Below are 24080 nucleotides of genomic sequence, written 5' to 3' on the forward strand. Positions count from 1 at the left end.
TAATAGCATTTAATCAGTAGAGTGCGCGATGTCTTACCAAGTATTGGCGCGTAAATGGCGCCCAAAATCCTTTAGCAGTCTGGTCGGACAAGACCATGTGGTTCAGGCCTTGACCAATGCCCTGAGCCAGCAACGTCTGCACCATGCCTATTTATTTACCGGCACCCGCGGTGTTGGTAAAACCACGCTGTCACGCATTCTGGCTAAATCGCTCAACTGTGCCACCGGCATTACTGCCACGCCTTGTGGTGAGTGCGAAGCCTGCCGCGCCATTGATATTGGCCGCTATGTGGACTACGTGGAGATGGATGCCGCCTCTAACCGCGGCATTGCCGATATGGTGAGTCTGCTGGAACAGGCCATTTATGCGCCCTCCTCCGGCCGCTTCAAGGTCTATATGATCGATGAAGTGCACATGCTGACGAAAGAAGCGTTTAATGCCATGCTAAAAACGCTGGAAGAGCCGCCAGCCCACGTCAAATTTATCCTGGCGACCACAGACCCGCAAAAAGTCCCGGTCACCATCCTCTCGCGCTGCTTACAGTTTAACCTGCGACAAATGGCCAGCAGTACTATCACTGCTCATTTGCAGGATATTTTATGCCAGGAACAATTACCGTTTGAAACGCCTGCACTGCAACTGATTGCCCGTGCGGCCAGCGGCAGTATGCGTGATGCGCTGTCATTGACCGACCAGGCCATCGCTTACGGCAACCAGTCAGTGCGCGAAAGCGATGTGCGCAGCATGCTGGGCGCCATAGACCAGAGCTATTTGTATGAGTTATTGCGTGCGCTGATTGCTAATGATGCGGCCAGCCTGCTCAATATTGCGCAGCAAATGGAGTCTCGCAGCATTGGCTTTGAGAGCGCCTTGAATGATCTGGCGGCCTTGCTGCACTTATTGGCGGTAGCGCAATACAGCCCGCAAGCGATTGCCGATGACCACCCGGAAAGGCATACGCTGCTAGACCTAGCGGCGCAACTCAGCGCAGAAATGCTGCAACTGTATTACCAGATTTGTATTCTTGGCCACCGTGATATCGGCCTGGCACCAGACGCGTATGCCGGGTTCACCATGACCTTGTTACGCCTGCTGGCATTTAAAGCCGACGCCATGACCCCCTCTGCCGCCGCACCGGCGACGGGTGGTAGCGCGCCGACTGAGGGCACACCACGTGGTAATGCCAGCGGCGGTGCCCGCGCCGCCCTGGCGCAGAGCCGTCAGATGAGCGCGAGCAGCGAGCCTGCTCGTGTAACCGCGACAGCGACAGCCGCAGCCACGCCTGCTACACCGAACTTAACCATACCAGCGTTGCAAGCAGAAGCAGAACCGATGACGACGCATGCCGCAGAGATGGCTGCGCAAGCGATGCCTGATATCAAACAGATTCCGCAACAAGCCTTTTCACAGCCGGTCGTCGCGCAGAGTGATTCAACCCCGCTCACATGGGATGGTAACTGGCGTGCGCTGGTTGAAAACCACTTGAGCAAGCTAGGGTTGGTGCGGGCACTGGCGCAAAACTGCGAGCTAGTCAGTGTTGAGGCAGACACCATGACTTTGCGCATTGGCGAAGCACATAAGCATCTGGCCAGCGCCAACTACCTGGAAAAACTCAACAGTGCCTTAAGCAGCCATTTTGGCCGCCGCCTCAAACTGAATATCATCACCGGCCAAGAGGCCAACACGCCAGCCAGACAACTCGCGGTTGAGCGTGCCGAATTACAGGACCAAGCCACAGAAGCCATTATGGCTGACCGTTTTGTGCAAGGCCTGATGCAGGAAATGGGCGCGTCTATCGTCCCCAACTCGATTAAACCCTTACATTAACCACGATAATTTTAGGAGCAGACAATGATGAAAGGTGGCATGGGCAACATGATGAAACAGGCCCAGATGATGCAGGCCAATATGCAGAAAGCGCAAGCCGAACTCGCCAATACGGAAGTTGAAGGCGTGGCCAGCAACGGCATGGTCAAAATCACCATGACCTGTAATAACGATGTTAAACGCGTGCAGATTGATGATGCCGCCATGGACGACAAAGAAACACTGGAAGACCTGCTTTTAATCGCATTGAAAGATGCCAGAACCAAAGTTGAGGCAACCAGCGCCGCTAAAATGGGCAATGTGATGCCTGCTGGCTTTAAACTGCCGTTTTAACTGCAGGCAACCGCTTGAGCAATCCCGCCGTCCTCGAACAACTGATTAGCGCGCTACGCTGCTTGCCTGGCGTCGGCCCCAAATCGTCTACGCGTATGGCGTATCACTTGCTGCAACGCGATCGTGAAGGGGCGCAAAAATTAGCCGCCAGCTTGCAGCAAGCGCTGGATAAACTGGCGCATTGTGATTACTGCAACAATTTTAGCGAGCATCGCGTGTGCAGCCTGTGCCAAGACGCCAGCCGCGACAAATCCATTTTGTGCGTGGTAGAAATGCCGACCGACCTGATGATGCTGGAAAACACCCGTAGTTATCAGGGCCAGTACTTCGTGCTGATGGGTAAATTGTCGCCCATGGATGGCATCGGTCCCAAAGATATCCATCTGGACACCTTGCTCAAACGCGCGCAAGACAGCGCTATTCACGAAGTGATTGTCGCCACCAACTTCACCTCCGAAGGTGAAGCTACCGCACACTATATCGGCCAGATGCTCAAGTCGCGCGGCATTCGCGTGAGCCGCATTGCCCGTGGCTTGCCGATGGGTGGCGAAATCGAATATGTCGATAGTGGCACCCTTTCAACGGCACTGCTGGAACGCAAAGCCGTCACTTAACGAGTGTTTTATATCCCCTAAGCCAGCGTCGCACCTGCACGCTGGCTAATCAATGCCATGGCTGCCGCACCAAATTGAGGCAGACAATTAGATTGTTTCGCGGCTTTTATGCCCGCTCTTCTGGCAAATAAACACCCTACCTCGTCGTTATAGTAATCATGCGATCTGCCGCAGAACCGGCGCAATAGTTGCCTGGTTCTAATGAAGGCCAAGCCACAAGCCAGCCTGCACTCAACCTCACACCAGCAAAGTGATTTCTCATGGAACTATTTCTGCATATTTTTGATGCCAACAGTCATGCCAACATGGAAAGCCCACGCTTTTCAGGCACCAATCAAACGTCATTGAGTTATCAAACCGAGGCTGAACTCTTACAGATACTAGACCAGATGATTGCCAAAGAATCGGCGCATACGCTAAAAGACACCTGGGTACTGGTGTCGCAGGATACCCAGCCCATCGGCCCGATGGCAGCATTACAGGCGACCATGCCATTTAATACTTTTTATGCGCGCCACAAATACCCCTGGCTACTGTCTGCGCTTGAGCCGCATGTGCAAATGCATTACCAGCCGATTGTCGACTTTGGTCAAGGTGGCAAGGTATTTGGCTTTGAAGCCTTGTGTCGCCTCAAAACGCCAGAAGGCAAATGGCTCAACGGCATGGAAGCATTTGCGCTGGCTGCCGAGGTGAAACGTACTCATGAGCTCGATCTGGCCTGCCAACATCTGGCCTTGATTGGTAAATCACAAGCCATCGCTGCGGATACACCTATTTTTATTAATGTCTTGCCGCAAACCATCATGAGCCCGGGCTGGCTAGACTTTACCCTGCACATCATGGCACAGCACAACATTGATAAACGCGATGTCGTCATAGAGATTGTCGAAAGTGAAAAAACCAATCCAGAAGTGCTGGCGCGCTACTGCGACGAAATCCGCATGCATGGCCTGCGCATTGCGCTCGATGACATGGGGTCTGGCTTTAACGGGCTGCGTATTCTGGCGGAGGTGCGCGCAGATTTTATTAAAATTGACCGGGCCATTGTGCACGAAGCACAAGGTAGCCGCGTGAGAACCGTGCTGCTGGAAGCGATTATTTCCATGGCGCAACGTTTGGGCTGCACCATTATTGCCGAAGGCCTAGAGCGTGTAGAAGATATTACTTATTGCCAGGACTTAGGGCTGCATTACGCACAAGGGCACTATTTTGCCCATCCGCAAAGCACACCTAGCGACCAGGTAGCGGCATTGCCTGCACGCGATGAATCTCATCGCTCACACGTGCCGGATGACTTTCATATTGGCGAGTTCATCAGCCACGGCCTGACCATTGATGTCAGCAGCTCAATCGCTGAAGCCAGGAGTTTATTTAATATCCACATTGATGTTGCCATCGCTGTCGTGCTTGATGGCAAAACACCACTTGGCGTATTGCGACGTGGTAAGGTGTTTTCCAAAAAAGTGTCTGGCCTTGGTGCATGTTGCGACCCGCTGCCTAAGGTGATCAATCATCTCATCCCCTCCTCTGTCCTGGCAAGACTGTTTTACCTGGACCGGGCGAATACCGATATCTGGATTACCGTTAATGAAGAAGGCGCCTATGTAGGCATTCTGCAACCGATGGAAATCATGGCACAGTTGATTAGCCGTAAAGCGTCCACCGGCAACTTACACCCGCTGAGTCACCTCACCACCGGGCCGACCTTAAAGCAGACGTTGGACAACAGTTTGCGTAACAACCCGAATACGCAATTGGTGTATATCGACCTCGACCACTTTAAAGCGTACAACGACCGCTACGGCTTTATCCGTGGCGATGCCATGATCAGATTATTGTCTGAAATCATTCGTCAGGAGTTTCAGGACAAAACCGGCGTGATGGTCGGCCATATTGGCGGCGATGATTTCGTGCTGATTTACGATCACAATGCCCCGACGCTCACTGATATCCTCTTACACATTATTAGCCAGTTTCAGGCGCTAGCTGTTCACTTGTATGACGCAACTGATCTTGAGCGCGGGTTCTTCACGACTGAAGATGGTAAAGACCATCCTGTGGCCAGCGTGTCTATCGCGGTGGTGAATGGCAAACAAGGTGTGCTGGAGAATAGTGTCATGGCTGCGGAACGCGCAGCGGTGCTTAAAAAAATTGGCAAAGCCAATATCGGCAGTATCGTGGTGGTAGAAGATACCCCACCACAAACCATTTTACCAAAAAAAGAGTTCTACTCTGACTGGCAAGACCGCGCACTCTCTGCCCTGCAATCGCTATTGAAAATCCAGCGCTCAACGGGATCGCATGATCTAGATAGCTGCTTTGCAGAATTCCCTTATTTTGAAGTTATCTTCGAGCTTGAGCCGAATGGTGTGCAGCGTTATGCCAACTGGATCAATCCAAACATGTACGGAAAAATCAAGGCAGGTGGTGCTGGCATCGATCGTAGCCAGCAAGCCTATTACCAACGGGTGGCAGAATCGCACGCCCCTTATATTTCTACCATTTACCTGTCTACGGCGACTGAGGATTTCTGCCTCACGGTCTCATTACCGATTCTCAACCAACAAGGGCATCTGGAAAGTATTCTGGTCGCAGATATTAACATTGCAGCCATGGCCGTACTTAGTAGCGCGCGTAAGTAATGCGCTGATCAGTCTTATAAATATGCAAGCAACTCCTGAGGCTGCTGAATGCAGCCATCAGCACCCCATGCCTGCGGGTTATCAGTCGCAGCTAAATAACCAAACAAAGCCACCAGCGTTTTCATACCAGCGGCTTTACCGGCTTGTATATCACGCTCTGCATCGCCAATATAAAGTACCGTTTGCGGATCGATCTGCATGCGCTCACACGCGAGCAGCAAGGTTTGCGGCGATGGTTTTGGCTGTGGCGCGTCATCACCGCTGATCACGGCACCGGCACGGACATCCAGCCCCATATGCTCCACCATCGGCATGGTAAACCGGCGCGGTTTATTGGTCACGATGCCCCAACGCAAGCCGCGCTGCTCAATGCCCTCTAAGGCATCGGCCATGCCATCAAACAACACTGGCTGACGCGTCATGACTTGCGTATACAAGTCGAGGTATTCGCTACGCATGGCTTCAAAACTGGCATCTGTGGGCAGTAAACCAAAGCCTATTTCCAGCAAGCCGCGTGAACCATGCGAGGCATACGGGCGGATAGCCGCATCAGGTAAAAATTCAAGGCCGTGACGCGCACGTTGCAAATTCAGGGCATACCCCAAATCAGGCGCGGTATCGACCAGCGTCCCGTCAAAATCAAACAACACAGCTTGCATGTAGCTTCCTGTCAGACGTCTTTAATCGCATGCAACATGTAATTGACACTGCTATCAACTGTCAGCGCATATTGCTTGCTTAAAGGATGGTAAGTCACACCAGTTTGATGTTGTAACTCTAACGCTGATTGGCGCATCCACGCTGCCAGCTCAGACGGCTTGATAAATTTGCTGTAATCATGCGTGCCTTTAGGCAATAGATTAAGCACATACTCGGCGCCCACCACAGCCATCAAATAGGCTTTGGCATTACGATTCAAGGTGGAGAAAAACACGTGACCACCCGGTTTCACCAGGGCGGCACAGGCGCGCACCACACTGGCCGGGTCAGGCACATGCTCCAGCATTTCCATACAGGTCACCACATCGAAGGCTTGCGGTTTCTCCTGCGCCAATGCCTCGACTGCCACACAGCGGTACTCTAGCTGCACGTTGGTTTCCAGCGCGTGCAATTGTGCAACTTGCAAAGACTTTTCGGCCAGGTCTATGCCCAACACCTGCGCCCCGCGCTGCGCCATAGACTCACTTAAAATGCCACCACCGCAGCCGACATCCAGCACCTGCTTACCTGCCAGCGATGCGCGACTATCGATATAATTCAGGCGCAAGGGGTTCAACTGATGCAAGGGTTTAAAGACACCTTGCAGATCCCACCATTGATGCGCCAACTCGGCAAATTTATTCACCTCAGCCACTTCGACATTCGCCATGCTTGTTCCTTTAATATGCTTTCACGATAGACTCTTGCAATTTGAGTTGCCACTGCAATGCAATAGACCGTAATTCTTCTGTTGCCATGCCAGCAAACCAGCTTTGATGGTCCTCCGTCCGCTGGTAACGTAGCTGGCCATCTACCCAGGTATGAGTCACCTGCTCGCGCCCAGCAACGTAGACCAAATGCGAGACCGGGTCAAAACAAGGCAAGCTGTTTAAATCATCCAGTTTAACCGCCACCAGATCTGCCTGTTTACCTGCTTCAATACTGCCAAGCTTATCCTGCAAACCCATAGCCCGCGCACCATGCAAGGTTGCCATCGCCAACGCCTGGTATGCAGGCACCGCCTCGGCATTCTGATCGGCCACTTTAGCCAATAACGCCGCCGTACGCATCTCTTGCCACATATCAATGCGGTTGTTACTGGCCGCACCATCCGTGCCCAGGCCGACATTGATGCCTGCTCTTAGTGCCGCGGCGACAGGCGCGATACCACTCGCCAGTTTTAAATTTGATGAAGGACAATGGGCGAGATGCGCGCCCTGCATTGACAACGTTTCAAGCTCGTTGGTTTCCAGGTGCACACCATGCGCTAAAATCGTGCTGGGGCCAATCACACCCAGTGCCAGCAGACGCTGTAGTGGACGAACGCTGAATTGCTCCAGACTTTGCTGTATCTCCGCCTGCGTTTCATGCAAATGGGTATGGATGCCCAGGTTTAACTGCTCAGATAATGTAGCAATCTGCTCAAACGTCGGGTCACTCACGGTATACGGTGCATGTGGTGCAAACGAAAAACTGATATGCGGATCAGATTTATACTGGTCACGAACCTCTGTGCCCAACCTGATGTACTCATTAGCGCTGGCGGCGTAATTGGTTGGAAACTCCATCACCGTCAAGCCAATATGGGCACGCATCCCTGCGCGCTTGACCGCTTCTATGGTGGCTTGCGGGAAGAAATACATATCATTGAAGGTAGTCACGCCACCGCTCAACATTTCTGCACACGCCAGCAAGCTGCCATCATGCACAAACCCTTTGGACACCCAGCGCTTTTCAGCCGGCCAGATGTGCTGATTGAGCCAGGGCATCAAGGCATAATCATCAGCATAGCCTTTAAGCAAGTTCATGCTGCTATGTGCATGCAGATTAATCAACCCTGGGATCAAGGCATGCTGGGCACAATCCACCACCGGCCAATCTGCCGCCCATGCAGGAATCTCAGCTTTAGGCACAATCGCTTTGATTTGACCGGCATCGATCAGCACCGCATGCTGCTCTAGAATCGTATGGTTCGCGTCTACAGGAATTACCCAGCGCGCCTTAATAATGAATTGTGTATCAACCATAGCGCGATTATAACTGAGCCAGCGATGCAAAATACCTGCTCAAAACGACAGGCATAAAAAAAGCCACGCTGACGCGTGGCTTTTTTATTCAGATGTCACTCTGATTATTGGCAACCAACTTGTTTAGTGCCTTCAGCGCGGATATCAACGCGGCGGTTAGGTTGCAAGCAAGAAATCAATTTTTTGCTTACTTTTTTGCCATCGCACTGAACCACTGGCTCAGATTTACCTTTACCTTCAGAAGTGATGATATTGCTATCAACACCTTGAGCGATCAGGTAGTCAGCAACCATTTTAGCGCGACGCTCAGACAACTTCTGGTTGTAAGCATCAGAACCAATACGGTCTGTGTGGCCTGTTACGATCACAGCAGTAATTTCTGGGTTAGCTTTGATCTTGGCAGCTGTTTCTTCCAACACTTTACGGCCTTCTTCACGCAGGTTAGCCTTGTCGAAACCAAACAGTTTTTCAGCACTTACTGTGACTGTTTCGTTTTGTGGCTTACACACTGGTGCTGGTGCTACTGGAGCAGGAGCTGGTGCCGGTGCTGGCTCAACAGCAGCCATTGGTGCTGGTGTTGGCTCAGGTGTTGGCTCTTCAACCACTGGTGCTGGTGCGCCAAAGCGGAAGATACCGCCGATGTTGAACAGTGTGTTGCCGATTGTTTCATCAGCATCCACTGTACGTGCTGCATTACGTGCATCAGCACGGCTCCATTGGTGACGCAGATCAGCCTGAACACCAAACTTGTCGTTAAACAAGTATTGTGCACCCAGACCTACGTTAGCCATCCAGGATGTATTTGATTTGTCTGACAGACCAACGTTGCTGTAGTCAACGTTGTTACGCGCTGCGCCAATACCTGCCAGCAGGAATGGACGGAATTTTTCGCGGCTGAACATATACAATGCATCCAAACCTAAAGCTGTTTGCTTGTATTTGCCACTTGCGCCAGCAATGCCAGTGTCTTCGTCAGCACGGTTGTAACCCAAACGGCCTTGAATGTCCCAGTGCTCGCTCAGCTCTTTACCGATAGACAGAAAACCGCCACGGCCATTGTCAGCTTCGAGATCATTGTCTGTATTCATGTAAGTTGCACCTGGAACAACATACCAAGCGCCACGGTACATGTCTTCAGCTTGCGCAACTTGCGATGCAAATACAAATGCAGAAGCAATTGCCAAGCCTAAAAAACTTTTTTTCATTCATTGACTCCTTCGTTATTGGGCTTTTTCGCCACATCTTTGAAAAAACTTACAAGTTGAACTATACGCAAACGTCGCTACAGACGCAACCCTAAACCCCACTTCGTAGGCGTATTTGTTAGGGTTGAGACCAATTATTCAACAAATTTCTGACACTCTTGAAATCAGTTCGCGCACGCGCTCTGGCAACAAGGCTTGTGCCCTCTGCTCACCTTCGCACAAACCACTGCGAAATCCGAGATAATCAGGCTGCAAACCAGCCAGCAGCTCAATGTGCGCCAACGACAGGCCACCTGCGAGACCGACGAACAACTGCACCGATTTTGCCGCTTGCACAAAATCAGCCAGTGCAGCAAAAGGCACGATGTCTACGAGTGCCTTAGCTTTTTGGGTGGTATCTACCATAACACCCCAATAATGCTGTTGCGCCAGCCACTGTACCCGCGCTGGCAGCTCATCGGCTAGCAGGCTGGCGGGATTTAAAACGGCAATCAACTTGAGGCCTTGCCCAAGCAAAGTCGCAATCAGAGGCTGATAACCAGGGTCAGCCCAGATGGTTTCAGGCAATTTAATCACCTCTACTCCAATCTGCAGGCGACTGGTTATCATGTGCATGAGCTCGTCAACAGCCTCACAGTGGTCGCCCACCGTGGCACTGATCACAATGCCTGTAGCAGCACTTTGCTGCCTATACTGATGAACTGTGTCAACAATCGCCGTTGAAAGATCCAGCGTCAAGGCTGCCAGCGCGCCGTGACTGGTGTCTTTGAGGTCAATCAAGGGCACACCGGCAGATAATACGAGTTGCGCTTCTGCCACAGAATTCACACTGACTAATACTTGCATCGCATTACTCACGCCTGCTGCAGGCCACTTTGTTGTGCCAGATGATTATTCACACAATCCACCAACCACTGCCAGGCCTCTTGCTCCCGTGGCCCAGCGGTTTTATCAATGGCGATTTGCAGGTACTGCATCTCCTGGGTGATTTTCTCAGCAGGCAACATATGCAATCGGCTTACCAGCACCGCCAGCTCAATCACGGCGGCTTGCGCACGGTTAAATCCCATAAACGGGGCGTGCGAGGCACTTTCAACCACTTGCATCCACAACTTAGGGCGCACCTCGTCTTCTTCAATCTGCTGCAAACTTAATACATGATGTGCCAGGCAGTCCTTGAGTCTGACGCCTTGCCCGCTAGCGATAGGCTCGGTTGCAAAGGCTGCCTTCCGGGCAATCGCAGCCGCGAACACACGCACGTCGTCGGTCAGGTTTAATACGGCAAAGCCAGTCTGCAAGATATTGTGCAAGGTGGTAGAGGGCTTAAACGGCATGATCAGCACTCCGCCTTCATGCCATTGAATGCCGAATGGCGCGACATGCACATCGCCATCCGCCCCACAGGTAGTCACTATCGTTTCATAAATCATGCAGATTATTCCGTACCCGATGCGGTGTTATCGGGCGTTGTGTTGTCATTCGATTGGCTGTGCGCGTTTTCCAAACGTTCCTGAATAGAGGCTTCGCGGTGTGCCACTTTGGCTTTTTTATTTTGCTGCAACGAAGCCACCCCCCACTCCAGCAGCTCGTCTTGTACGTAGCGCTTTTTTAATTGCCATGCGATTTGCGCACGCGCCAGTTCAACCCCGAGGTAAAACGCATGCGAAGCATCATCTTGCACGTTCAGTGCAGGATAAAACTGGTAAGGGTCGGTGTCATGCTGGATACCATCCCGATTATAGACATGCACCCCCTGCTCACTGACCATGATGCGAAAGCTAGGGTCTTTAATCTGGCTAGCCATACTCGTGATTTCTTCAGCGCTATAGGGAAACGGCTTGCGGTCATGCAAACCCAGCAAGCCATTAGAATAGCCGCGCGGCAAACGTTTATCCTGGCGTGCGCGATACATAATCCGGCGCGCGACATCTGCTTCAGCCACGGCTTCACTCGCATGCGGACTGACCGAGGTGGCCAGCACTGCATTAATATTCAACTCACTGATCATGCCAAACAACATGGCATTCACGCCCGTCGTATCTGCATCGGTCAGCTCGGTGAGGTTACCTACCCCCATCATGATGGCAATCTCAGGATACTTTTTACGTAACTTGTGATAGCGCACAATCGATTCCGTCAAACCGAAATGAATAGGATCGAGAATCGGGTCAGCGATAAAGCGTCTGCCTCGTTGCAAACAATGCTCAATCGCTCGCTGCAAGCTGGCAAAACTGCCCGGTTTTGCAGGAATTAAAATAGGCGTAGATGCCACTTCATCAGCGATCCACAGACTGTTTTCGTGCAGACTGAGCAGGTAATCAGCGCCTGCTTTGCCCGCAGCAAGCAAGTCTTCATCACGCATGGAATCAACGCTGACCTGGAAGCCTTCTGCTTTGAGCGCGCGCACCGTGTCTGTCATGTGCGCAAAGGCTTTCCCTGGTAGGCACCCCAGGTCAATCACATCGGCACCCTGCTGCCGAAAATGGCTAGCCTTGGCTACAATTTGTGTGATCGTAAGATCAGGTGCATCGACAATTTCAGCAAAAATAGTGACGCTATGCTGCGTCAGGTCAGGCGCTTTACCTTGCTGGCCAAAATATTGCGGCAAATCTTTCAAGTCCTTTGGCCCCCGTTCTACTGGCACGCCCCACTGCGCCTCAAGCGGCGCCAGATCGCCCTGACATAAGCCGGGCAAAATGACCTTATCGATATTCTCAACCTTTGTCAGGCGCCGCGCAATTAAAGGCGGCGTCATTAAGGCGGCCACGGAGACGCCAATTTGCTTGACTTCATATTCAAAAGGAGACTGTTTACTGTCAGCCTGAATCGACTGCAATATTTGGTGCAGACTGTGTTCTGCCAGTTTTCCGGTGAGGAACAGCAGCCGTGTCATGGGTTTACTCTGTGAGTGTGTCTAGCACCTGTACGCCATCGTGCAAATGCAGATCATGGCATGCCGCAAGCCGCTGCATGATGACATGTTGCAAGGCAGCCATGTCTTCGACCACCGTGGTGTCAGCAAAATGCTTTAATTTAGCCACATTCTCAAGGTCAATCTGGCGCGGAAACACTTTCACCATATGATCACGTGGCGCCTCAGACTCAAGCTCTGGCGCCGTATCGCAGGCGAATAAAATACTGTGCACGCGCGTTTTACCCGCTTGCGCAAACAAATTGGTTACCAGGCTGTCAGAAAAGCCATAAGCCATTTTGGCAATGGTATTGGAGGTCGCAGGCGAAATCACCAGGGTGTGATACACGCCCTCATAAAAACGTTCGACCGGCACACTGCTGGCGGTTTTATCCTGATAGACCTTATGGCCGGTGGCTTCCAGCGAGGATTGAAACCCATATTGCTGGATGATTTCAGCCGCCGCGCGGCTCAAATAGATATCCACGTCCTGCAAGGTTTGCAGAATCGCCAATGATTCACGCAAATAGTGGCCAGAACCAGTAATTGCCCAGGCCAGTCGTTGTGCACTCATGTCAAACTACTCTTGTGATTAAGCAAAAGGATGTTGCAGCACAATGGTTTCATCACGCTCCGGGCCGGTAGACACAATCGCAATCGGAACACCGCAGACAGCTTCCAGGCGCTTCAGGTAATGCTGCGCATTTTTAGGTAACGCATCCCAGGTTTTGACACCAAACGTCGTTTCTGTCCAACCAGGCACAGTTTCGTAGATAGGCTCACAACGCGCCACATCATCCGCACCCACTGGCAGCATGTCCACAATCTTACCATCCAGTTTGTACCCGGTACATATATCCAGCGACTCAATGCCGTCCAGCACATCCAGCTTGGTAATGCACAAACCGGTTAAGCCATTGATACGGGCTGAGCGGCGTAATGCAGCGGCATCAAACCAGCCGCAACGACGCTTGCGACGTGTCACGGTACCGATTTCCTGGCCTTTAGTAGACATCTGATACCCAGGCGCGCCTTCAGTATCGATATCCAGCTCACTTGGGAACGGGCCGCCACCAACACGTGTGGTGTAGGCCTTGGTGATACCTAATACGTAATGCAGCATATTGGCGCCAACACCCGTACCAGCAGAAGCCTGGCCAGCAATACAGTTGCTGGAGGTCACGTAAGGATAAGTACCGTGATCGACATCCAGCAAGGTGCCCTGCGCGCCTTCAAACAACAGGTGTTCGCCACGCGCATTGGCTTCATACAACGCGGCTGAAATATCCGCCACCATCGGCTTCAACGCCACAGCATGCTGCATGCTGGCGTCATATTGCTGCTGGAAGTCCACTGCCGCTGCGCCCAGGTAGTTAGTCAGCACAAAGTTATGATAATCCATGACTTCGCGCAGTTTTTCAGCAAAGCGCTCTGGGTGGAACAAGTCATACACACGCAAAGCACGTCTAGCTACTTTGTCTTCATAGGCCGGGCCAATGCCTTTACCGGTAGTGCCGATTTTTTTCTCGGCGCTACGCTTGGCTTCACGTGCCAAGTCTACCGCCACGTGATGGGACAGGATCAATGGACAGCCAGGGCTGACTTTGAGGCGGTTTTTAACATCGAGGCCGCCTTGCTCCAGCGTAGAAATCTCATGCAGTAAATGCGTGGTATCGAGCACGACGCCGTTACCGATATAGCAATTGACACCATCACGCACAATGCCAGAGGGCACCAGGTTGAGCTTATACACTTTTTGTGCCGCGCCCTGACCAACGACCAAGGTATGCCCCGCGTTATGGCCGCCCTGAAAGCGCACTACGCCCTGAGCGTGATCTGTCAGCCAGTCTACGATTTTACCTTTACCTTCGTCGCCCCATTGGGTGCCTATCACAACGACGTTTTTTGCTTGCTTGGATTGTGTCATGTTCAATTAATATCTTGTAAAAACAAAAAAGGTGCGCTGTGTTACACAGCCACCACTTGCCAGCGACCATCGACCTTTTGCAAGGTGCGGTCACAAGCCAATTCAGAATAGTTCACAGGCGTATCTGGCAATCCTTCCACCACAATCTGGCCCTGAGAACGTAGGGTATTTATCAGCGATAACAGCTCGGCATCTGCAGCCACGGGCGCCAGAATGCCTTTATTCAGTGTTGCCGGGCCCAAAGCTTGTAATGCGCCGCGTAAGTCGAGGCTAAAGCCGGTTGCCGGACGCGCACGACCAAACGCCGCACCAACTTCGTCATAACGCCCACCCAGTGCAATCGGACCTGCATAGCCTTTGGCATAAGCCGCAAACACCATGCCGCTATGATAGTGATAGCCGCGCAACTCGCTCAAATCAATGGTCACAGTCACATCATCTGTGGTAAGCGTCTGGGCTACAGTCTCTAGCTCACGCAATGCCTGCGTAATGTCTTCTGACTCCGGCAAAATATCGCGTGCCTGATCTAACACCTCGATACCGCCATTGAGCTGTGTGAGTGAGGCAAAAGCCAATCGGGATTTTTCAGGCAGATTAGCCACCAACTGCTCTACCAGCGTAATGTCTTTGGCCTGCAAAGCCGCTTGCAACGCTTGCTCTTGCTGCACGCCGAGTTGTGCCATATGTGACAAACTGGCAAAAATGGTCGCATGGCTAAGGTCAACAAACAAAGTAGGCATGCCTAACAATTGCAAAGCCTTCACCATCAGGCGTTGCACTTCAATATCGCTCTCTATGCCAGCATGGCCATACAACTCGGCGCCCAATTGCAAGGGCTCACGTGTACGTGCCAATCCATCAGGCTTGGTGCGCAATACGGTACCGGCGTAACACAGACGCGAGACGCCCTGATGGTTAAGCATATGTGCATCAATGCGTGCGGCTTGCGGTGTAGTATCAGCACGCAGCCCCATCAGGCGGCCCGTTAACTGGTCCACCACTTTAAACGTTGCGATGTCCAGATCATGCCCAGTGCCTGTCAGCAAGGACTCGACATATTCCATCATGGGTGGCATGACATATTGATAACCATGGACGCGAAACAGGTCCAGCAATTGTCGGCGATAAGACTCAAGACGCGCCGCTTCCGCAGGCAAGACGTCTTCAATATATTCAGGAAGTAACCAAGTATGCATCCCGCTATTATACCCGCAAACCCCTGTCTAAAGCACGGCTTTAGCAATCGCGATCTCAAGGCCTCAGCAAGGTCTTAGCTAAAAAAGCAATAAAAAAAGGCACGCCATCATGCGTGCCTTTTTACTTCAACCAGACAATCAGCGGTTCAGCCACAACATAAGCAGACCAATCACCGCCGAGGCAAAGCCAATAAAACGAATCTGGCCATCTTGCAACTGTAGCAGCTTTTCAAAGGTTTGGCGCCATGCGCGGGTAAATAGCAATGGCATCAAGCCTTCAATCAGCAACACGCCACCTATCAGCCACCACACGTTCATGATCAAGCCAAGTTAATACTCAAGGTATTATTTCTTGCCGCTGCTACGCATATATTTAAAGAAGTCTGAGCTTTGATCAATCACCATCACGTCAGACTTGCTTTTAAAGCTGTTTTTGTAGGCTTCTTGGCTGCGATAAAAAGCATAGAATTCAGGATTTTTGCCAAACGCCTGGGCGTAAACCTCAGAGGCTTTGGCATCGCCCTCACCCTTCACTTTTTGCGCATCACGGTAAGCTTCGGCAATAATCACCTCACGCTGCCTGTCGGCGTCGGCACGGATTTTTTCAGCTGCTGCCGCCCCTTGTGAACGTAGTTCATTTGCCACGGATTTACGCTCGGCTTCCATACGTTGATAAACAGACTCACTCACCTCTTTTGGCAAATCCACGCGACGCAAACGCACATCCAGGATTTGGATACCCATCTGACGGCTCTCTTTGTCAGCACGCTGACGCAGAATCTCCATGATTTCAGAGCGCTCACCTGACACCACATCATGAATGGTGCGTTTACCAAACTCGGCGCGCAACCCATCATTGACCATTTGCGACAAACGACGCTCGGCCTGCACTTCGTCACCACGCACGGACACGTAGTATTTTGAAGGATCAACGATGCGCCATTTCACAAACGAATCCACCAATACGTTTTTCTTCTCGCTGGTGATAAAACGGTCTGGCTCTTCCCAGTTGAGGGTCAGGATACGTTTGTCGTAATAGCGGATATTCTCCACCATCGGCATCTTAAAGTAGAGGCCAGGCTCACTTTTGACTGACACAATCTCACCCAGACGGAACACCAGCGCGTATTCGCGCTGATCAACGGTATAGGCCGAAGAGGTAATGATCACCAGTAGAACAAACACCCCGATTAACAAACTTCCAATATTTCTCATCTTTATTCCTTCAGGGCAATCTAGCGATATTCGCGATCACGGCTGCGCATCGCATCACGCGAACGATCCGAGGTACTTGCATCTACTTGCGGCTCTTGTGCAGGCTTGTCGGCGGCTGCCGCAGGGGCAGAAGCAGCATTACCAGTTGCACCACTCATGGTCATCAGCTTATCCAGCGGTAAATACAGCAGACTGTTGCCACCCTTCTGGTCAACTAGCACTTTGCTGGTGTTGGCCAACACGTGCTCTTGTGCATCCAGATACAAACGCTGGCGTGTCACCTCAGGCGCTTTATTGTATTGCGTTAACACCTGCTCAAAACGGTCCGCATTACCCTTGGCTTCGTTTTCCACGCGCAATTTGTAACCTGCGGCCTCTTCGGTCAAGCGTGAAGCGGTACCGCGTGCTTTAGGAATCACATCGTTCGCATAGGCTTGGCCTTCGTTTTTCTGTCGCTCCAGGTCCTGCTTGGCTTTGACCGCATCATCAAATGCCGCTTGCACCTGCTCGGGTGGTTGCGCATTTTGCATGGTGACATTCACCACATTGATGCCAGATTTGTATCTGTCCAGCATATCCTGCATCAGTTTTTTGGCTTTGGCAGCCACATCATCGCGGCCTTCATACAGCACAAAGTCCATTTTACTTTTGCCGACGATTTCACGAATCGCGGTTTCTGCCACGCCACGCACACTTTCTTCAGTGGAGCGATTGCTAAATTGATAATCCTCAACCGATTTCAGGTTGTATTGCACCGCTACCTGCAAATCGATGATATTTTCATCATCGGTGAGCATGAGAGACTCACGCAGCTCCTTGCTGCGGCCAGACTCGCCCTCAAACGAGCGATAGCCCATTTCTATGGTGCGCACCTGCTCCAAGTTAACATTCTCAATGGTTTCAATTGGAAACGGCAAATGCCAGCGTGGGCCAGGCATAGTCGTTTCGACATGCTGCCCAAAACGCAACACCACACCGCGTGAGCCCTGATCAACAATATAAAAACCAGAGCCCAGCCAGATCAATGCGACTAAGCCCACAATCGGCGCCACTGGCAAGGGTTGTGGAGCTGGCGATGTGCCTCTAGGACCGCCGCCTTGGCCGCCTTTGTTGCCAAACAGACGATTAAGCTTTTGATTCAAATCCCTGAATACCTCATCCAGGTCAGGTGGGCCTTCGTTATTCTTATTCCAAAAGCCGGGGAATTTTCTCATGCTAGTACTCCGTGTTTTTTGATTTTTTTAAACATAAGCACGCTCTTCGGTGCTCAGTTTTTTCAAATATTGTTGATGCTCTAACAGCGCCTGGCGCAAGTCTTCCATGCCAACACCGTCCTTGGCAGAAACGCGAACAGTACGGATGTTACCATACTCATCCCTGTCGATTCCCGGCGCCATGCCCATGCGGTCAATCTGATTCAACACCAGAATCTGTGGGACATTGGCGGCACCAATCTCGTTCAACACAATATTGACTTGTTCAATTTGATTATCACGATTGGGGCTGGCGACATCGACAATATGCAGTAACAAGTCTGCCTGGGCCGCTTCTTCTAGCGTCGCACCAAAGGCTTCAATCAGGGTGGTGGGCAAATGCTTGATAAAGCCAACCGTATCGGACAAGACCACCGGATAGCCCTCAGGCAGATGCATTTTGCGCGAGGTGGTGTCTAGCGTGGCGAACAACTGATCTGCCGCATACACGCCAGAATGCGTGAGGCGGTTAAACAAGGTCGACTTACCAGCGTTGGTATAGCCGACCAGCGACACTGTCATCAGATTGGAGCGTTTGCGTGCACGCCGCTGCATGCCACGCTGCTGTTTAAGCTTATCCAGTTTTTCACGCAATTGCTTGACGCGTACGCGCAGCATGCGTCTGTCCAGCTCCAATTGCGTTTCACCCGGGCCGCCGCGTACGCCAATCCCGCCCTTTTGTCGCTCAAGGTGGGTCCAGCCGCGCACCAGCCGGGTAGACAAGTGTTCTAACTGCGCCAGCTCAACCTGCAACTTACCCTCGTGTGACTGCGCACGCTGGGCAAAAATATCCAGAATGAGGCCGGTGCGGTCGACCACACGCGCTTCGAGCAGCTTTTCGAGGTTGCGTTGCTGTGACGGGCTTAAGTCATGATTAAAGGCAGCCACTTTACTGTCGTGTGCGGCCATCAGCGCCTTGAGCTCATCCGCCTTACCAGAGCCGATAAAGTATTTAGAATCAGGCGCTTGACGCTTGCCTTCCAGCGTCGCAGAGATATTCAGTCCGGCAGTGCCGGCGAGGTGGCGGAGCTCTTGCAAACTTTCTTCGTAGTCAGCATCGCCAAAATTGATGCTGACCAGAACGACGGCATCTCCGCCGCTTGGTCTATCAAACATGCATTAAGATTCTTGTGCTGTGTCGTGAGGTGCCAAACTGACTGGGCGCGCTGGCACAATCGTTGAAATCGCGTGCTTGTACACCATCTGAGTCACTGTGTTTTTTAACAAAATCACATACTGGTCAAAAGAGTCGACCTGACCTTGCAATTTAATGCCGTTAACCAGATAAATTGACACTTGTACGTGTTCTTTTCTTAAGGCGTTCAGAAAAGGGTCTTGCAGCATTTGGCCTTTATTATTCATAGAATTGCTCCTTGTTTGTTTTAATCGTATTGGAGTTTTTATTATCTTGAACACCAATCCCTCATAGTGACTATGATTGTACTAATTTGTTCCAATTTCAATCCCCGCACCTTATTTTTTTGGAAATAATGCGCGAATACGCTGCAAACAAGCCTCTTTGCCCAGAATAGACATCACTTGATCGATGCTGGGCGACTGCGCAATACCGATTAAAGCCACCCGCAATGGCATCGCCAGTTTGGGGAATTTAATCTGTTGCTCAGCCACGACCTGATTTAGCGCATCGTGTAAGTTATCGGCAACCCAGGCCGAATCTTGAGTCTTTTGCAAAAAACTTTCGATATAGGCCGCAGTTTCGTCCTGAATATGCTTGGCGGCATCGGCTTCATTGATCGCAGGCACCTGGTAGAAGAACGCAATTTCTTTGGCCAGTTGGTTGAGATTATTGGTGCGCTCGCGGTATAAATTCAACACTGCCAGTAAGTCTGGTGATTGCGTCTCGGTCACGCCCAAGGCAGCCAAGCGCGGCTTCACTTCGTCGGCAATACGCTCTAATGGCAGCGTTTTAATGTAGTGTGCATTCAGCCAGTTGAGTTTTTCAGTATTAAACTGCGCCGCAGAAGGCGTGATATGGTCGAGATCAAACCATTCACAGAACTGCGCCATGCTGAATACTTCATCATCACCATGTGACCAGCCCAAACGCGCCAGGTAATTCAGTACCGCCTCACGCAAGTAACCATCTTCGTGATATTGCATCACGCTCACGGCACCATGGCGTTTGGAGAGTTTTTGGCCGTCATCGCCCAGAATCATGGATAAATGCGCATATTGCGGCACTTGTGCGCCCAAGGCTTGCAACATATTGATCTGGCGCGGCGTATTATTCACATGGTCATCACCACGAATCACCTGCGTCACGCCCATCTCCCAGTCATCCACCACCACGCAGAAGTTATAGGTAGGCGTGCCATCGGCGCGCGCAATAATCAGGTCATCCAGCTCGGCATTGGCAATTTCAATACGGCCTTTGACCATATCATCCCAGGCCACCACGCCAGTGGTCGGATTTTTAAAACGTACGACGGGTGGGATATCTTTAGGTGCGTCTGGCAAGGTCTTGCCAGATTCAGGCCGCCAGCGGCCATCATAGCGCGGCTTCACGCCCTGCTGCATTTGCGTTTCACGCAAGGCATCCAGTTCTTCTTTGCTGCAATAGCAATAGTAGGCGTGACCGTCATCCAGCATTTTCTGGATGATCTTTTTGTAAGTATCCATCCGCTGCATCTGGTAAAACGGGCCTTCATCATGGTCCAGTTGCAACCAGGCCATGCCATCCAGAATCGCCTGCACCGCCTCTGGGGTTGAACGCGCGACATCGGTATCTTCAATCCGCAAGATGAACTGCCCGCCATGGCGCTTGGCATACGCCCATGAAAACAAGGCAGTGCGTGCGCCACCAATATGAAGGTATCCGGTCGGGCTAGGGGCAAAACGGGTTTTAACAGGCTGTGACATAATGAATCTCTAAACGCTCAAGCCCTCTATTTTAACATGGTAGCCCTACTCCTGCCTGCATCCAACTTTGCAGCAAAATTGCGGCCCCCAGATTGAAGCGCGCACGCAAACGCGCTATGATGCCGCCATGACGCAACTCCTCTCTCCCAGCGGCGATATTCATGTCGGCGAGCTTTACGGCAAACCTGCCGCACCTGGCCAAACCAGTGCGATTTATCACGTGGTTGCCGTGCACAAGCTAGGCATTACCTTGCAAAATATGGATAACCCGCTGAGCCAGTTTGAGACCACCGCCAGCAAATTGCTGCAATCCGGCTATGTGCGCTTAAGCCAAACCCCTTATGTCAACCTACAACAAACAGGTAAACGCAAATCAGCACAGCAAAAACTCAAACGCTGCCCTTTTACCCTAGATGTATTTGCCGAGCGCGCCGACTGCGAGCGACCAGCAGTGACCGCCTAAGCAAAATGAGCAATAAAAAATGCCGCGATTGCGGCATTTTTTACGTGTTATAAATCCAGACAGCTTAAGACTCTGGCGGCGCACCAATCAAATCATGCCCTTGTGAGTCGACGATTTGCACATCGACAAAATCGCCCGGATTCAGGCCATCGGCATCTTGCAAGTACACAATACCGTCAATTTCCGGCGCATCACTTTTGGTCCGTGCAATGGCAATCACATTGCCGTCATCATCTTCAGTCAGTTCATCCACCAGCACGGTTTGCAGGCTACCAATCTTGGCGGCGACTTTAGCGGCACTGATACGCTCCTGCACTTCCATAAAGCGGCTTAAACGCTCTTGCTTGATCTCTTCTGCCACAGGGTCAGGCAAGGCATTTGCCGCTGCACCATCGACTGCTGAATAAGCAAAACAGCCAACGCGGTCCAACTGAGCTTCTTCCATAAAGTCGAGCAGCATTTTAAAGTCATCTTCGGTTTCACCAGGGAAGCCGACAATAAAGGTACTGCGGATGGCAATCTCAGGGCAGATATCGCGCCAGGCTTTAATACGTGCCAGGTTGTTTTCACTACTGGCCGGGCGCTTCATGGACTTGAGGATACGTGGGCTGGCGTGCTGCAATGGCACATCGAGATACGGCAAAATCGCGCCTTCGGCCATCAAGGGAATCACATCATCCACATGTGGATACGGATAGACATAATGCAAACGTACCCATACGCCTAACTCACCCAGCGATTTACTGAGTTCTGTCATATGCGTTCTCACCGGGCGGCCATTCCAGAAGCCTTTGCGGAACTTCATGTCTACGCCATAAGCCGAGGTATCTTGTGAAATCACCAGGATTTCTGACACGCCGGCATTGACCAGGCTTTCGGCTTCGTTGAGCACATCACCAATCGGGCGACTGACCAGGTCACCACGCATGCTAGGGATAATACAGAAGCTGCAACGGTGGTTACAGCCCTCTGAAATTTTGAGGTAGGCATAGTGCTTGGGCGTCAGGCGGATGCCTTGTGGCGGCACCAGGTCAGTATAAGGATCATGCGGCTTGGGCAAATGCGTATGCACATGGCCCATCACTTCTTCGAGTGCATGCGGGCCGGTTACAGCCAATACACTGGGGTGCGCACCGGTCACCACATCTTTTTTAGCGCCCAGACAGCCGGTGACAATCACCTTGCCGTTTTTATTCAGGGCTTCACCAATCGCATCCAGTGACTCCTGCACAGCGGAATCAATAAAACCGCAGGTGTTCACCACCACCAGATCTGACTGCTCATAGCTATTACTGATTTCATACCCTTCGGCACGCAACTGGGTCAAAATACGCTCGGAATCAGACCCGGCTTTTGGGCAACCCAAGGAAACAAACCCGACTTTAGGCGAACTTTGCATAATGACTCTCTCTTAACCTTCTACCAACCATTTGGTCAGGGCGACCGATGCCACGCCCAACACAATTAACAATATCTGACTCAGGGTATCGCGCAATGCCGTACGTTTATGCAGGCCAGGGATCAAGTCTGCCACCGCCACATACAGCATACTGGCCGCGGCCAAGCTGAGAATGTACGGCACCCACTGCTGTACCAGATTCAACGCCATATAGGCTAACAGCCCGCCTGCCAAGGTGGCCAGGCTAGAAGCGATATTAAATAAGAATGCTTTTTTCTTGCTGTAGCCCGAGTGCAGCAAAATCAAAAAATCACCGACTTCTTGTGGAATTTCATGCGCAATAATCGCCAGCGCGGTGACGAGGCCCACCTGCATATCGACCATAAACGCCGCACAAATCAGGATACCGTCGACAAAATTGTGAAAGGTATCGCCGACTATAATCATCAGACCGCTGCGACCGCCATCATGCGCATGGCCATGATGATGGCCAACAACCCGCGCTGGCGCTGCTTGCGGCAATTTAAACTTGATCGCGCCCTGCGGCTTTTTGTTTGCCTGCTGTGCAGGGTGTAACTCTGGGCAATGCGCCTCGTCATGCATGGCGTGCATTTCACAATGTTCACCGTGGCAATGACGCCAGAGCACCAGTTTTTCCAAAGTAAAAAACAATAAGATGCCAAACAACATGGTGGCGGTCATCGCCTCGATATTGGGGCTGGTTTCAATCGCATGCGGCAGGATTTCGAGAAACACCGCCGCCAGCAAGGCACCAATCGCATAACTGACCAGCAAAGGCACCCAATGCTTTCTGGCGTTGAGCGCGAACACGGCTGCCACACACACACTCAACACACCACCCAGCAAGCAAGCCAGCACCATGCCGGTGAACGGTGAAATATTTGAGAGTAATGTGGACAAATGAGGCATGCCGAGTTTATGAGAGAAAGGCGCGCATTATACGTGAGTTATCAAAAAAACAAAGCATAAACAAACAGTTATCCTTTAACACCAGGTGTTTGAACCATGTGTTTAAAAAGCGCTAAGCGCACTAAATAAACTGCGCCACAATATAGCCAATCACGATGCCGACCAGTAAGGCCATGGTCAAGCCGCGATAGGTCAACACATCGCGTGAATAGCCACGGCGGATGGCGACATAAGACACCAGATAGCCCATGGCATTGAGCAACCAGATAAAGCCGAAACTCAATATCTTGACAATAATGGGGCCGATCAGTGGCACCAGGCCGATCATGCCGACCAGCCAGACAAATAGCCCAGTGACCAAACCAACCAGCACGGCCACACCTGCTAATACGCGGGCGTCCCAATTCAGATAAATACCAGCAGCGATTAATGCTGTCAGGCCTATCACCAGCACGATATTCGGCCAGACCCGTTGACCACTCATCAGTGGGTCGATACCGGTACTAAAGTTGGCCGGATGGCGCCTGATACGTAATCGTTTGAGCATGATAGAAGCGT

At 51.6% G+C, this 24080-nt stretch carries 24 protein-coding genes; 5 read left to right on the plus strand and 19 right to left on the minus strand.

Annotated features, from left to right (window positions below; all coding sequences use genetic code 11):
- The first annotated feature begins 28 nt into the window (after positions 1–28).
- The 4 genes from dnaX (at position 29) to E6Q52_RS00570 (ending at position 5417) form a co-directional block, all read left to right on the plus strand.
- Positions 29–1828: a DNA polymerase III subunit gamma/tau gene (gene dnaX, locus E6Q52_RS00555; RefSeq protein ID WP_292817315.1), complete on the plus strand. Its 1800-nt coding sequence runs from the start codon at positions 29–31 to the stop codon at positions 1826–1828.
- 24 nt (positions 1829–1852) lie between these two features.
- The gene (locus E6Q52_RS00560) at positions 1853–2161 is read left to right on the plus strand and encodes a YbaB/EbfC family nucleoid-associated protein (protein WP_292817317.1); all 309 of its coding nucleotides are present in this window, start codon (positions 1853–1855) and stop codon (positions 2159–2161) included.
- Positions 2162–2175: 14 nt separating this feature from the next.
- A complete protein-coding gene (gene recR / locus E6Q52_RS00565) occupies positions 2176–2775 on the plus strand; it encodes a recombination mediator RecR (protein WP_292817319.1) in 600 nt (199 codons plus the stop codon).
- A gap of 260 nt (positions 2776–3035) precedes the next feature.
- On the plus strand, positions 3036–5417 hold the full coding sequence (locus E6Q52_RS00570; RefSeq protein WP_292817321.1) for an EAL domain-containing protein: 2382 nt from the start codon (positions 3036–3038) through the stop codon (positions 5415–5417).
- A gap of 14 nt (positions 5418–5431) precedes the next feature.
- Here the strand turns inward: E6Q52_RS00570 and E6Q52_RS00575 are convergent, their stop codons facing one another.
- The 16 genes from E6Q52_RS00575 to gltX all read right to left on the minus strand — a co-directional run bounded on the left by E6Q52_RS00575 (position 5432) and on the right by gltX (position 20730).
- Positions 5432–6076 carry an HAD-IA family hydrolase gene (locus tag E6Q52_RS00575; protein ID WP_292817322.1) on the minus strand — a complete coding sequence of 215 codons (645 nt, stop codon included), beginning with the start codon at positions 6074–6076 and terminating at the stop codon, positions 5432–5434.
- 11 nt (positions 6077–6087) lie between these two features.
- Entirely contained in the window at positions 6088–6786 is a 699-nt protein-coding gene (gene ubiG, locus E6Q52_RS00580) for a bifunctional 2-polyprenyl-6-hydroxyphenol methylase/3-demethylubiquinol 3-O-methyltransferase UbiG (protein ID WP_292817323.1), read from the minus strand.
- 10 nt (positions 6787–6796) lie between these two features.
- The gene (locus tag E6Q52_RS00585; protein ID WP_292817325.1) at positions 6797–8143 is read right to left on the minus strand and encodes a TRZ/ATZ family hydrolase; all 1347 of its coding nucleotides are present in this window, start codon (positions 8141–8143) and stop codon (positions 6797–6799) included.
- Positions 8144–8247: 104 nt separating this feature from the next.
- The gene (locus tag E6Q52_RS00590) at positions 8248–9348 is read right to left on the minus strand and encodes an OmpA family protein (RefSeq protein ID WP_292817327.1); all 1101 of its coding nucleotides are present in this window, start codon (positions 9346–9348) and stop codon (positions 8248–8250) included.
- A gap of 138 nt (positions 9349–9486) precedes the next feature.
- Entirely contained in the window at positions 9487–10194 is a 708-nt protein-coding gene (locus E6Q52_RS00595) for a (5-formylfuran-3-yl)methyl phosphate synthase (protein ID WP_292817329.1), read from the minus strand.
- Between the two features lie 8 nt (positions 10195–10202).
- On the minus strand, positions 10203–10778 hold the full coding sequence (locus E6Q52_RS00600; protein ID WP_292817331.1) for a DUF447 domain-containing protein: 576 nt from the start codon (positions 10776–10778) through the stop codon (positions 10203–10205).
- Between the two features lie 5 nt (positions 10779–10783).
- On the minus strand, positions 10784–12241 hold the full coding sequence (locus tag E6Q52_RS00605) for a DUF6513 domain-containing protein (RefSeq protein WP_292817333.1): 1458 nt from the start codon (positions 12239–12241) through the stop codon (positions 10784–10786).
- Positions 12242–12245: 4 nt separating this feature from the next.
- Positions 12246–12833, minus strand: coding sequence for a flavoprotein (locus tag E6Q52_RS00610; protein WP_292817335.1), 588 nt, complete (start codon positions 12831–12833; stop codon positions 12246–12248).
- An 18-nt stretch (positions 12834–12851) separates the two neighbouring features.
- Positions 12852–14186, minus strand: coding sequence for an adenylosuccinate synthase (locus E6Q52_RS00615; protein WP_292817337.1), 1335 nt, complete (start codon positions 14184–14186; stop codon positions 12852–12854).
- 41 nt (positions 14187–14227) lie between these two features.
- Complete coding sequence (locus tag E6Q52_RS00620; protein WP_292817339.1) at positions 14228–15382, minus strand: ATP phosphoribosyltransferase regulatory subunit; 1155 nt, start codon at positions 15380–15382, stop codon at positions 14228–14230.
- Positions 15383–15520: 138 nt separating this feature from the next.
- Entirely contained in the window at positions 15521–15700 is a 180-nt protein-coding gene (locus E6Q52_RS00625; RefSeq protein WP_292817341.1) for a DUF2065 domain-containing protein, read from the minus strand.
- Between the two features lie 27 nt (positions 15701–15727).
- On the minus strand, positions 15728–16597 hold the full coding sequence (gene hflC, locus E6Q52_RS00630) for a protease modulator HflC (RefSeq protein ID WP_019882151.1): 870 nt from the start codon (positions 16595–16597) through the stop codon (positions 15728–15730).
- 20 nt (positions 16598–16617) lie between these two features.
- A complete protein-coding gene (hflK, locus tag E6Q52_RS00635; protein WP_292817343.1) occupies positions 16618–17811 on the minus strand; it encodes an FtsH protease activity modulator HflK in 1194 nt (397 codons plus the stop codon).
- A 27-nt stretch (positions 17812–17838) separates the two neighbouring features.
- Positions 17839–18966 carry a GTPase HflX gene (hflX, locus tag E6Q52_RS00640; protein ID WP_292817345.1) on the minus strand — a complete coding sequence of 376 codons (1128 nt, stop codon included), beginning with the start codon at positions 18964–18966 and terminating at the stop codon, positions 17839–17841.
- 3 nt (positions 18967–18969) lie between these two features.
- Positions 18970–19212: an RNA chaperone Hfq gene (hfq, locus tag E6Q52_RS00645; RefSeq protein WP_140003379.1), complete on the minus strand. Its 243-nt coding sequence runs from the start codon at positions 19210–19212 to the stop codon at positions 18970–18972.
- 111 nt (positions 19213–19323) lie between these two features.
- A complete protein-coding gene (gene gltX, locus E6Q52_RS00650) occupies positions 19324–20730 on the minus strand; it encodes a glutamate--tRNA ligase (protein WP_292817352.1) in 1407 nt (468 codons plus the stop codon).
- Between the two features lie 127 nt (positions 20731–20857).
- Between gltX and E6Q52_RS00655 the strand changes: the two genes are divergently transcribed.
- Complete coding sequence (locus E6Q52_RS00655) at positions 20858–21193, plus strand: hypothetical protein (protein WP_292817354.1); 336 nt, start codon at positions 20858–20860, stop codon at positions 21191–21193.
- 64 nt (positions 21194–21257) lie between these two features.
- Here E6Q52_RS00655 and rimO read toward each other — a convergent pair whose 3' ends face one another.
- The 3 genes from rimO to E6Q52_RS00670 form a co-directional block, all read right to left on the minus strand.
- Positions 21258–22592 carry a 30S ribosomal protein S12 methylthiotransferase RimO gene (gene rimO / locus E6Q52_RS00660; RefSeq protein WP_292817356.1) on the minus strand — a complete coding sequence of 445 codons (1335 nt, stop codon included), beginning with the start codon at positions 22590–22592 and terminating at the stop codon, positions 21258–21260.
- Positions 22593–22604: 12 nt separating this feature from the next.
- A complete protein-coding gene (locus E6Q52_RS00665; protein WP_292817358.1) occupies positions 22605–23522 on the minus strand; it encodes a ZIP family metal transporter in 918 nt (305 codons plus the stop codon).
- A 121-nt stretch (positions 23523–23643) separates the two neighbouring features.
- Entirely contained in the window at positions 23644–24069 is a 426-nt protein-coding gene (locus tag E6Q52_RS00670) for a hypothetical protein (protein ID WP_292817360.1), read from the minus strand.
- Positions 24070–24080 lie beyond the last annotated feature (11 nt).

Origin of the sequence: Methylophilus sp., assembly GCF_008015755.1 — a bacterium.
GTDB lineage: Bacteria > Pseudomonadota > Gammaproteobacteria > Burkholderiales > Methylophilaceae > Methylophilus.

Bases quoted from the DNA above. Each gene is read 5' to 3' on its own strand.
- dnaX (WP_292817315.1), top strand. From the start codon at position 29: ATGTCTTACCAAGTATTGGCGCGTAAATGGCGCCCAAAATCCTTTAGC.
- E6Q52_RS00560 (WP_292817317.1), top strand. From the start codon at position 1,853: ATGATGAAAGGTGGCATGGGCAACATGATGAAACAGGCCCAGATGATG.
- E6Q52_RS00570 (WP_292817321.1), top strand. From the start codon at position 3,036: ATGGAACTATTTCTGCATATTTTTGATGCCAACAGTCATGCCAACATG.
- E6Q52_RS00575 (WP_292817322.1), bottom strand. From the start codon at position 6,076: ATGCAAGCTGTGTTGTTTGATTTTGACGGGACGCTGGTCGATACCGCG.
- ubiG (WP_292817323.1), bottom strand. From the start codon at position 6,786: ATGGCGAATGTCGAAGTGGCTGAGGTGAATAAATTTGCCGAGTTGGCG.
- E6Q52_RS00585 (WP_292817325.1), bottom strand. From the start codon at position 8,143: ATGGTTGATACACAATTCATTATTAAGGCGCGCTGGGTAATTCCTGTA.
- E6Q52_RS00590 (WP_292817327.1), bottom strand. From the start codon at position 9,348: ATGAAAAAAAGTTTTTTAGGCTTGGCAATTGCTTCTGCATTTGTATTT.
- E6Q52_RS00595 (WP_292817329.1), bottom strand. From the start codon at position 10,194: ATGCAAGTATTAGTCAGTGTGAATTCTGTGGCAGAAGCGCAACTCGTA.
- E6Q52_RS00600 (WP_292817331.1), bottom strand. From the start codon at position 10,778: ATGATTTATGAAACGATAGTGACTACCTGTGGGGCGGATGGCGATGTG.
- E6Q52_RS00605 (WP_292817333.1), bottom strand. From the start codon at position 12,241: ATGACACGGCTGCTGTTCCTCACCGGAAAACTGGCAGAACACAGTCTG.
- E6Q52_RS00610 (WP_292817335.1), bottom strand. From the start codon at position 12,833: ATGAGTGCACAACGACTGGCCTGGGCAATTACTGGTTCTGGCCACTAT.
- E6Q52_RS00615 (WP_292817337.1), bottom strand. From the start codon at position 14,186: ATGACACAATCCAAGCAAGCAAAAAACGTCGTTGTGATAGGCACCCAA.
- E6Q52_RS00620 (WP_292817339.1), bottom strand. From the start codon at position 15,382: ATGCATACTTGGTTACTTCCTGAATATATTGAAGACGTCTTGCCTGCG.
- E6Q52_RS00625 (WP_292817341.1), bottom strand. From the start codon at position 15,700: ATGAACGTGTGGTGGCTGATAGGTGGCGTGTTGCTGATTGAAGGCTTG.
- hflC (WP_019882151.1), bottom strand. From the start codon at position 16,597: ATGAGAAATATTGGAAGTTTGTTAATCGGGGTGTTTGTTCTACTGGTG.
- hflK (WP_292817343.1), bottom strand. From the start codon at position 17,811: ATGAGAAAATTCCCCGGCTTTTGGAATAAGAATAACGAAGGCCCACCT.
- hflX (WP_292817345.1), bottom strand. From the start codon at position 18,966: ATGTTTGATAGACCAAGCGGCGGAGATGCCGTCGTTCTGGTCAGCATC.
- hfq (WP_140003379.1), bottom strand. From the start codon at position 19,212: ATGAATAATAAAGGCCAAATGCTGCAAGACCCTTTTCTGAACGCCTTA.
- gltX (WP_292817352.1), bottom strand. From the start codon at position 20,730: ATGTCACAGCCTGTTAAAACCCGTTTTGCCCCTAGCCCGACCGGATAC.
- E6Q52_RS00655 (WP_292817354.1), top strand. From the start codon at position 20,858: ATGACGCAACTCCTCTCTCCCAGCGGCGATATTCATGTCGGCGAGCTT.
- rimO (WP_292817356.1), bottom strand. From the start codon at position 22,592: ATGCAAAGTTCGCCTAAAGTCGGGTTTGTTTCCTTGGGTTGCCCAAAA.
- E6Q52_RS00665 (WP_292817358.1), bottom strand. From the start codon at position 23,522: ATGCCTCATTTGTCCACATTACTCTCAAATATTTCACCGTTCACCGGC.
- E6Q52_RS00670 (WP_292817360.1), bottom strand. From the start codon at position 24,069: ATGCTCAAACGATTACGTATCAGGCGCCATCCGGCCAACTTTAGTACC.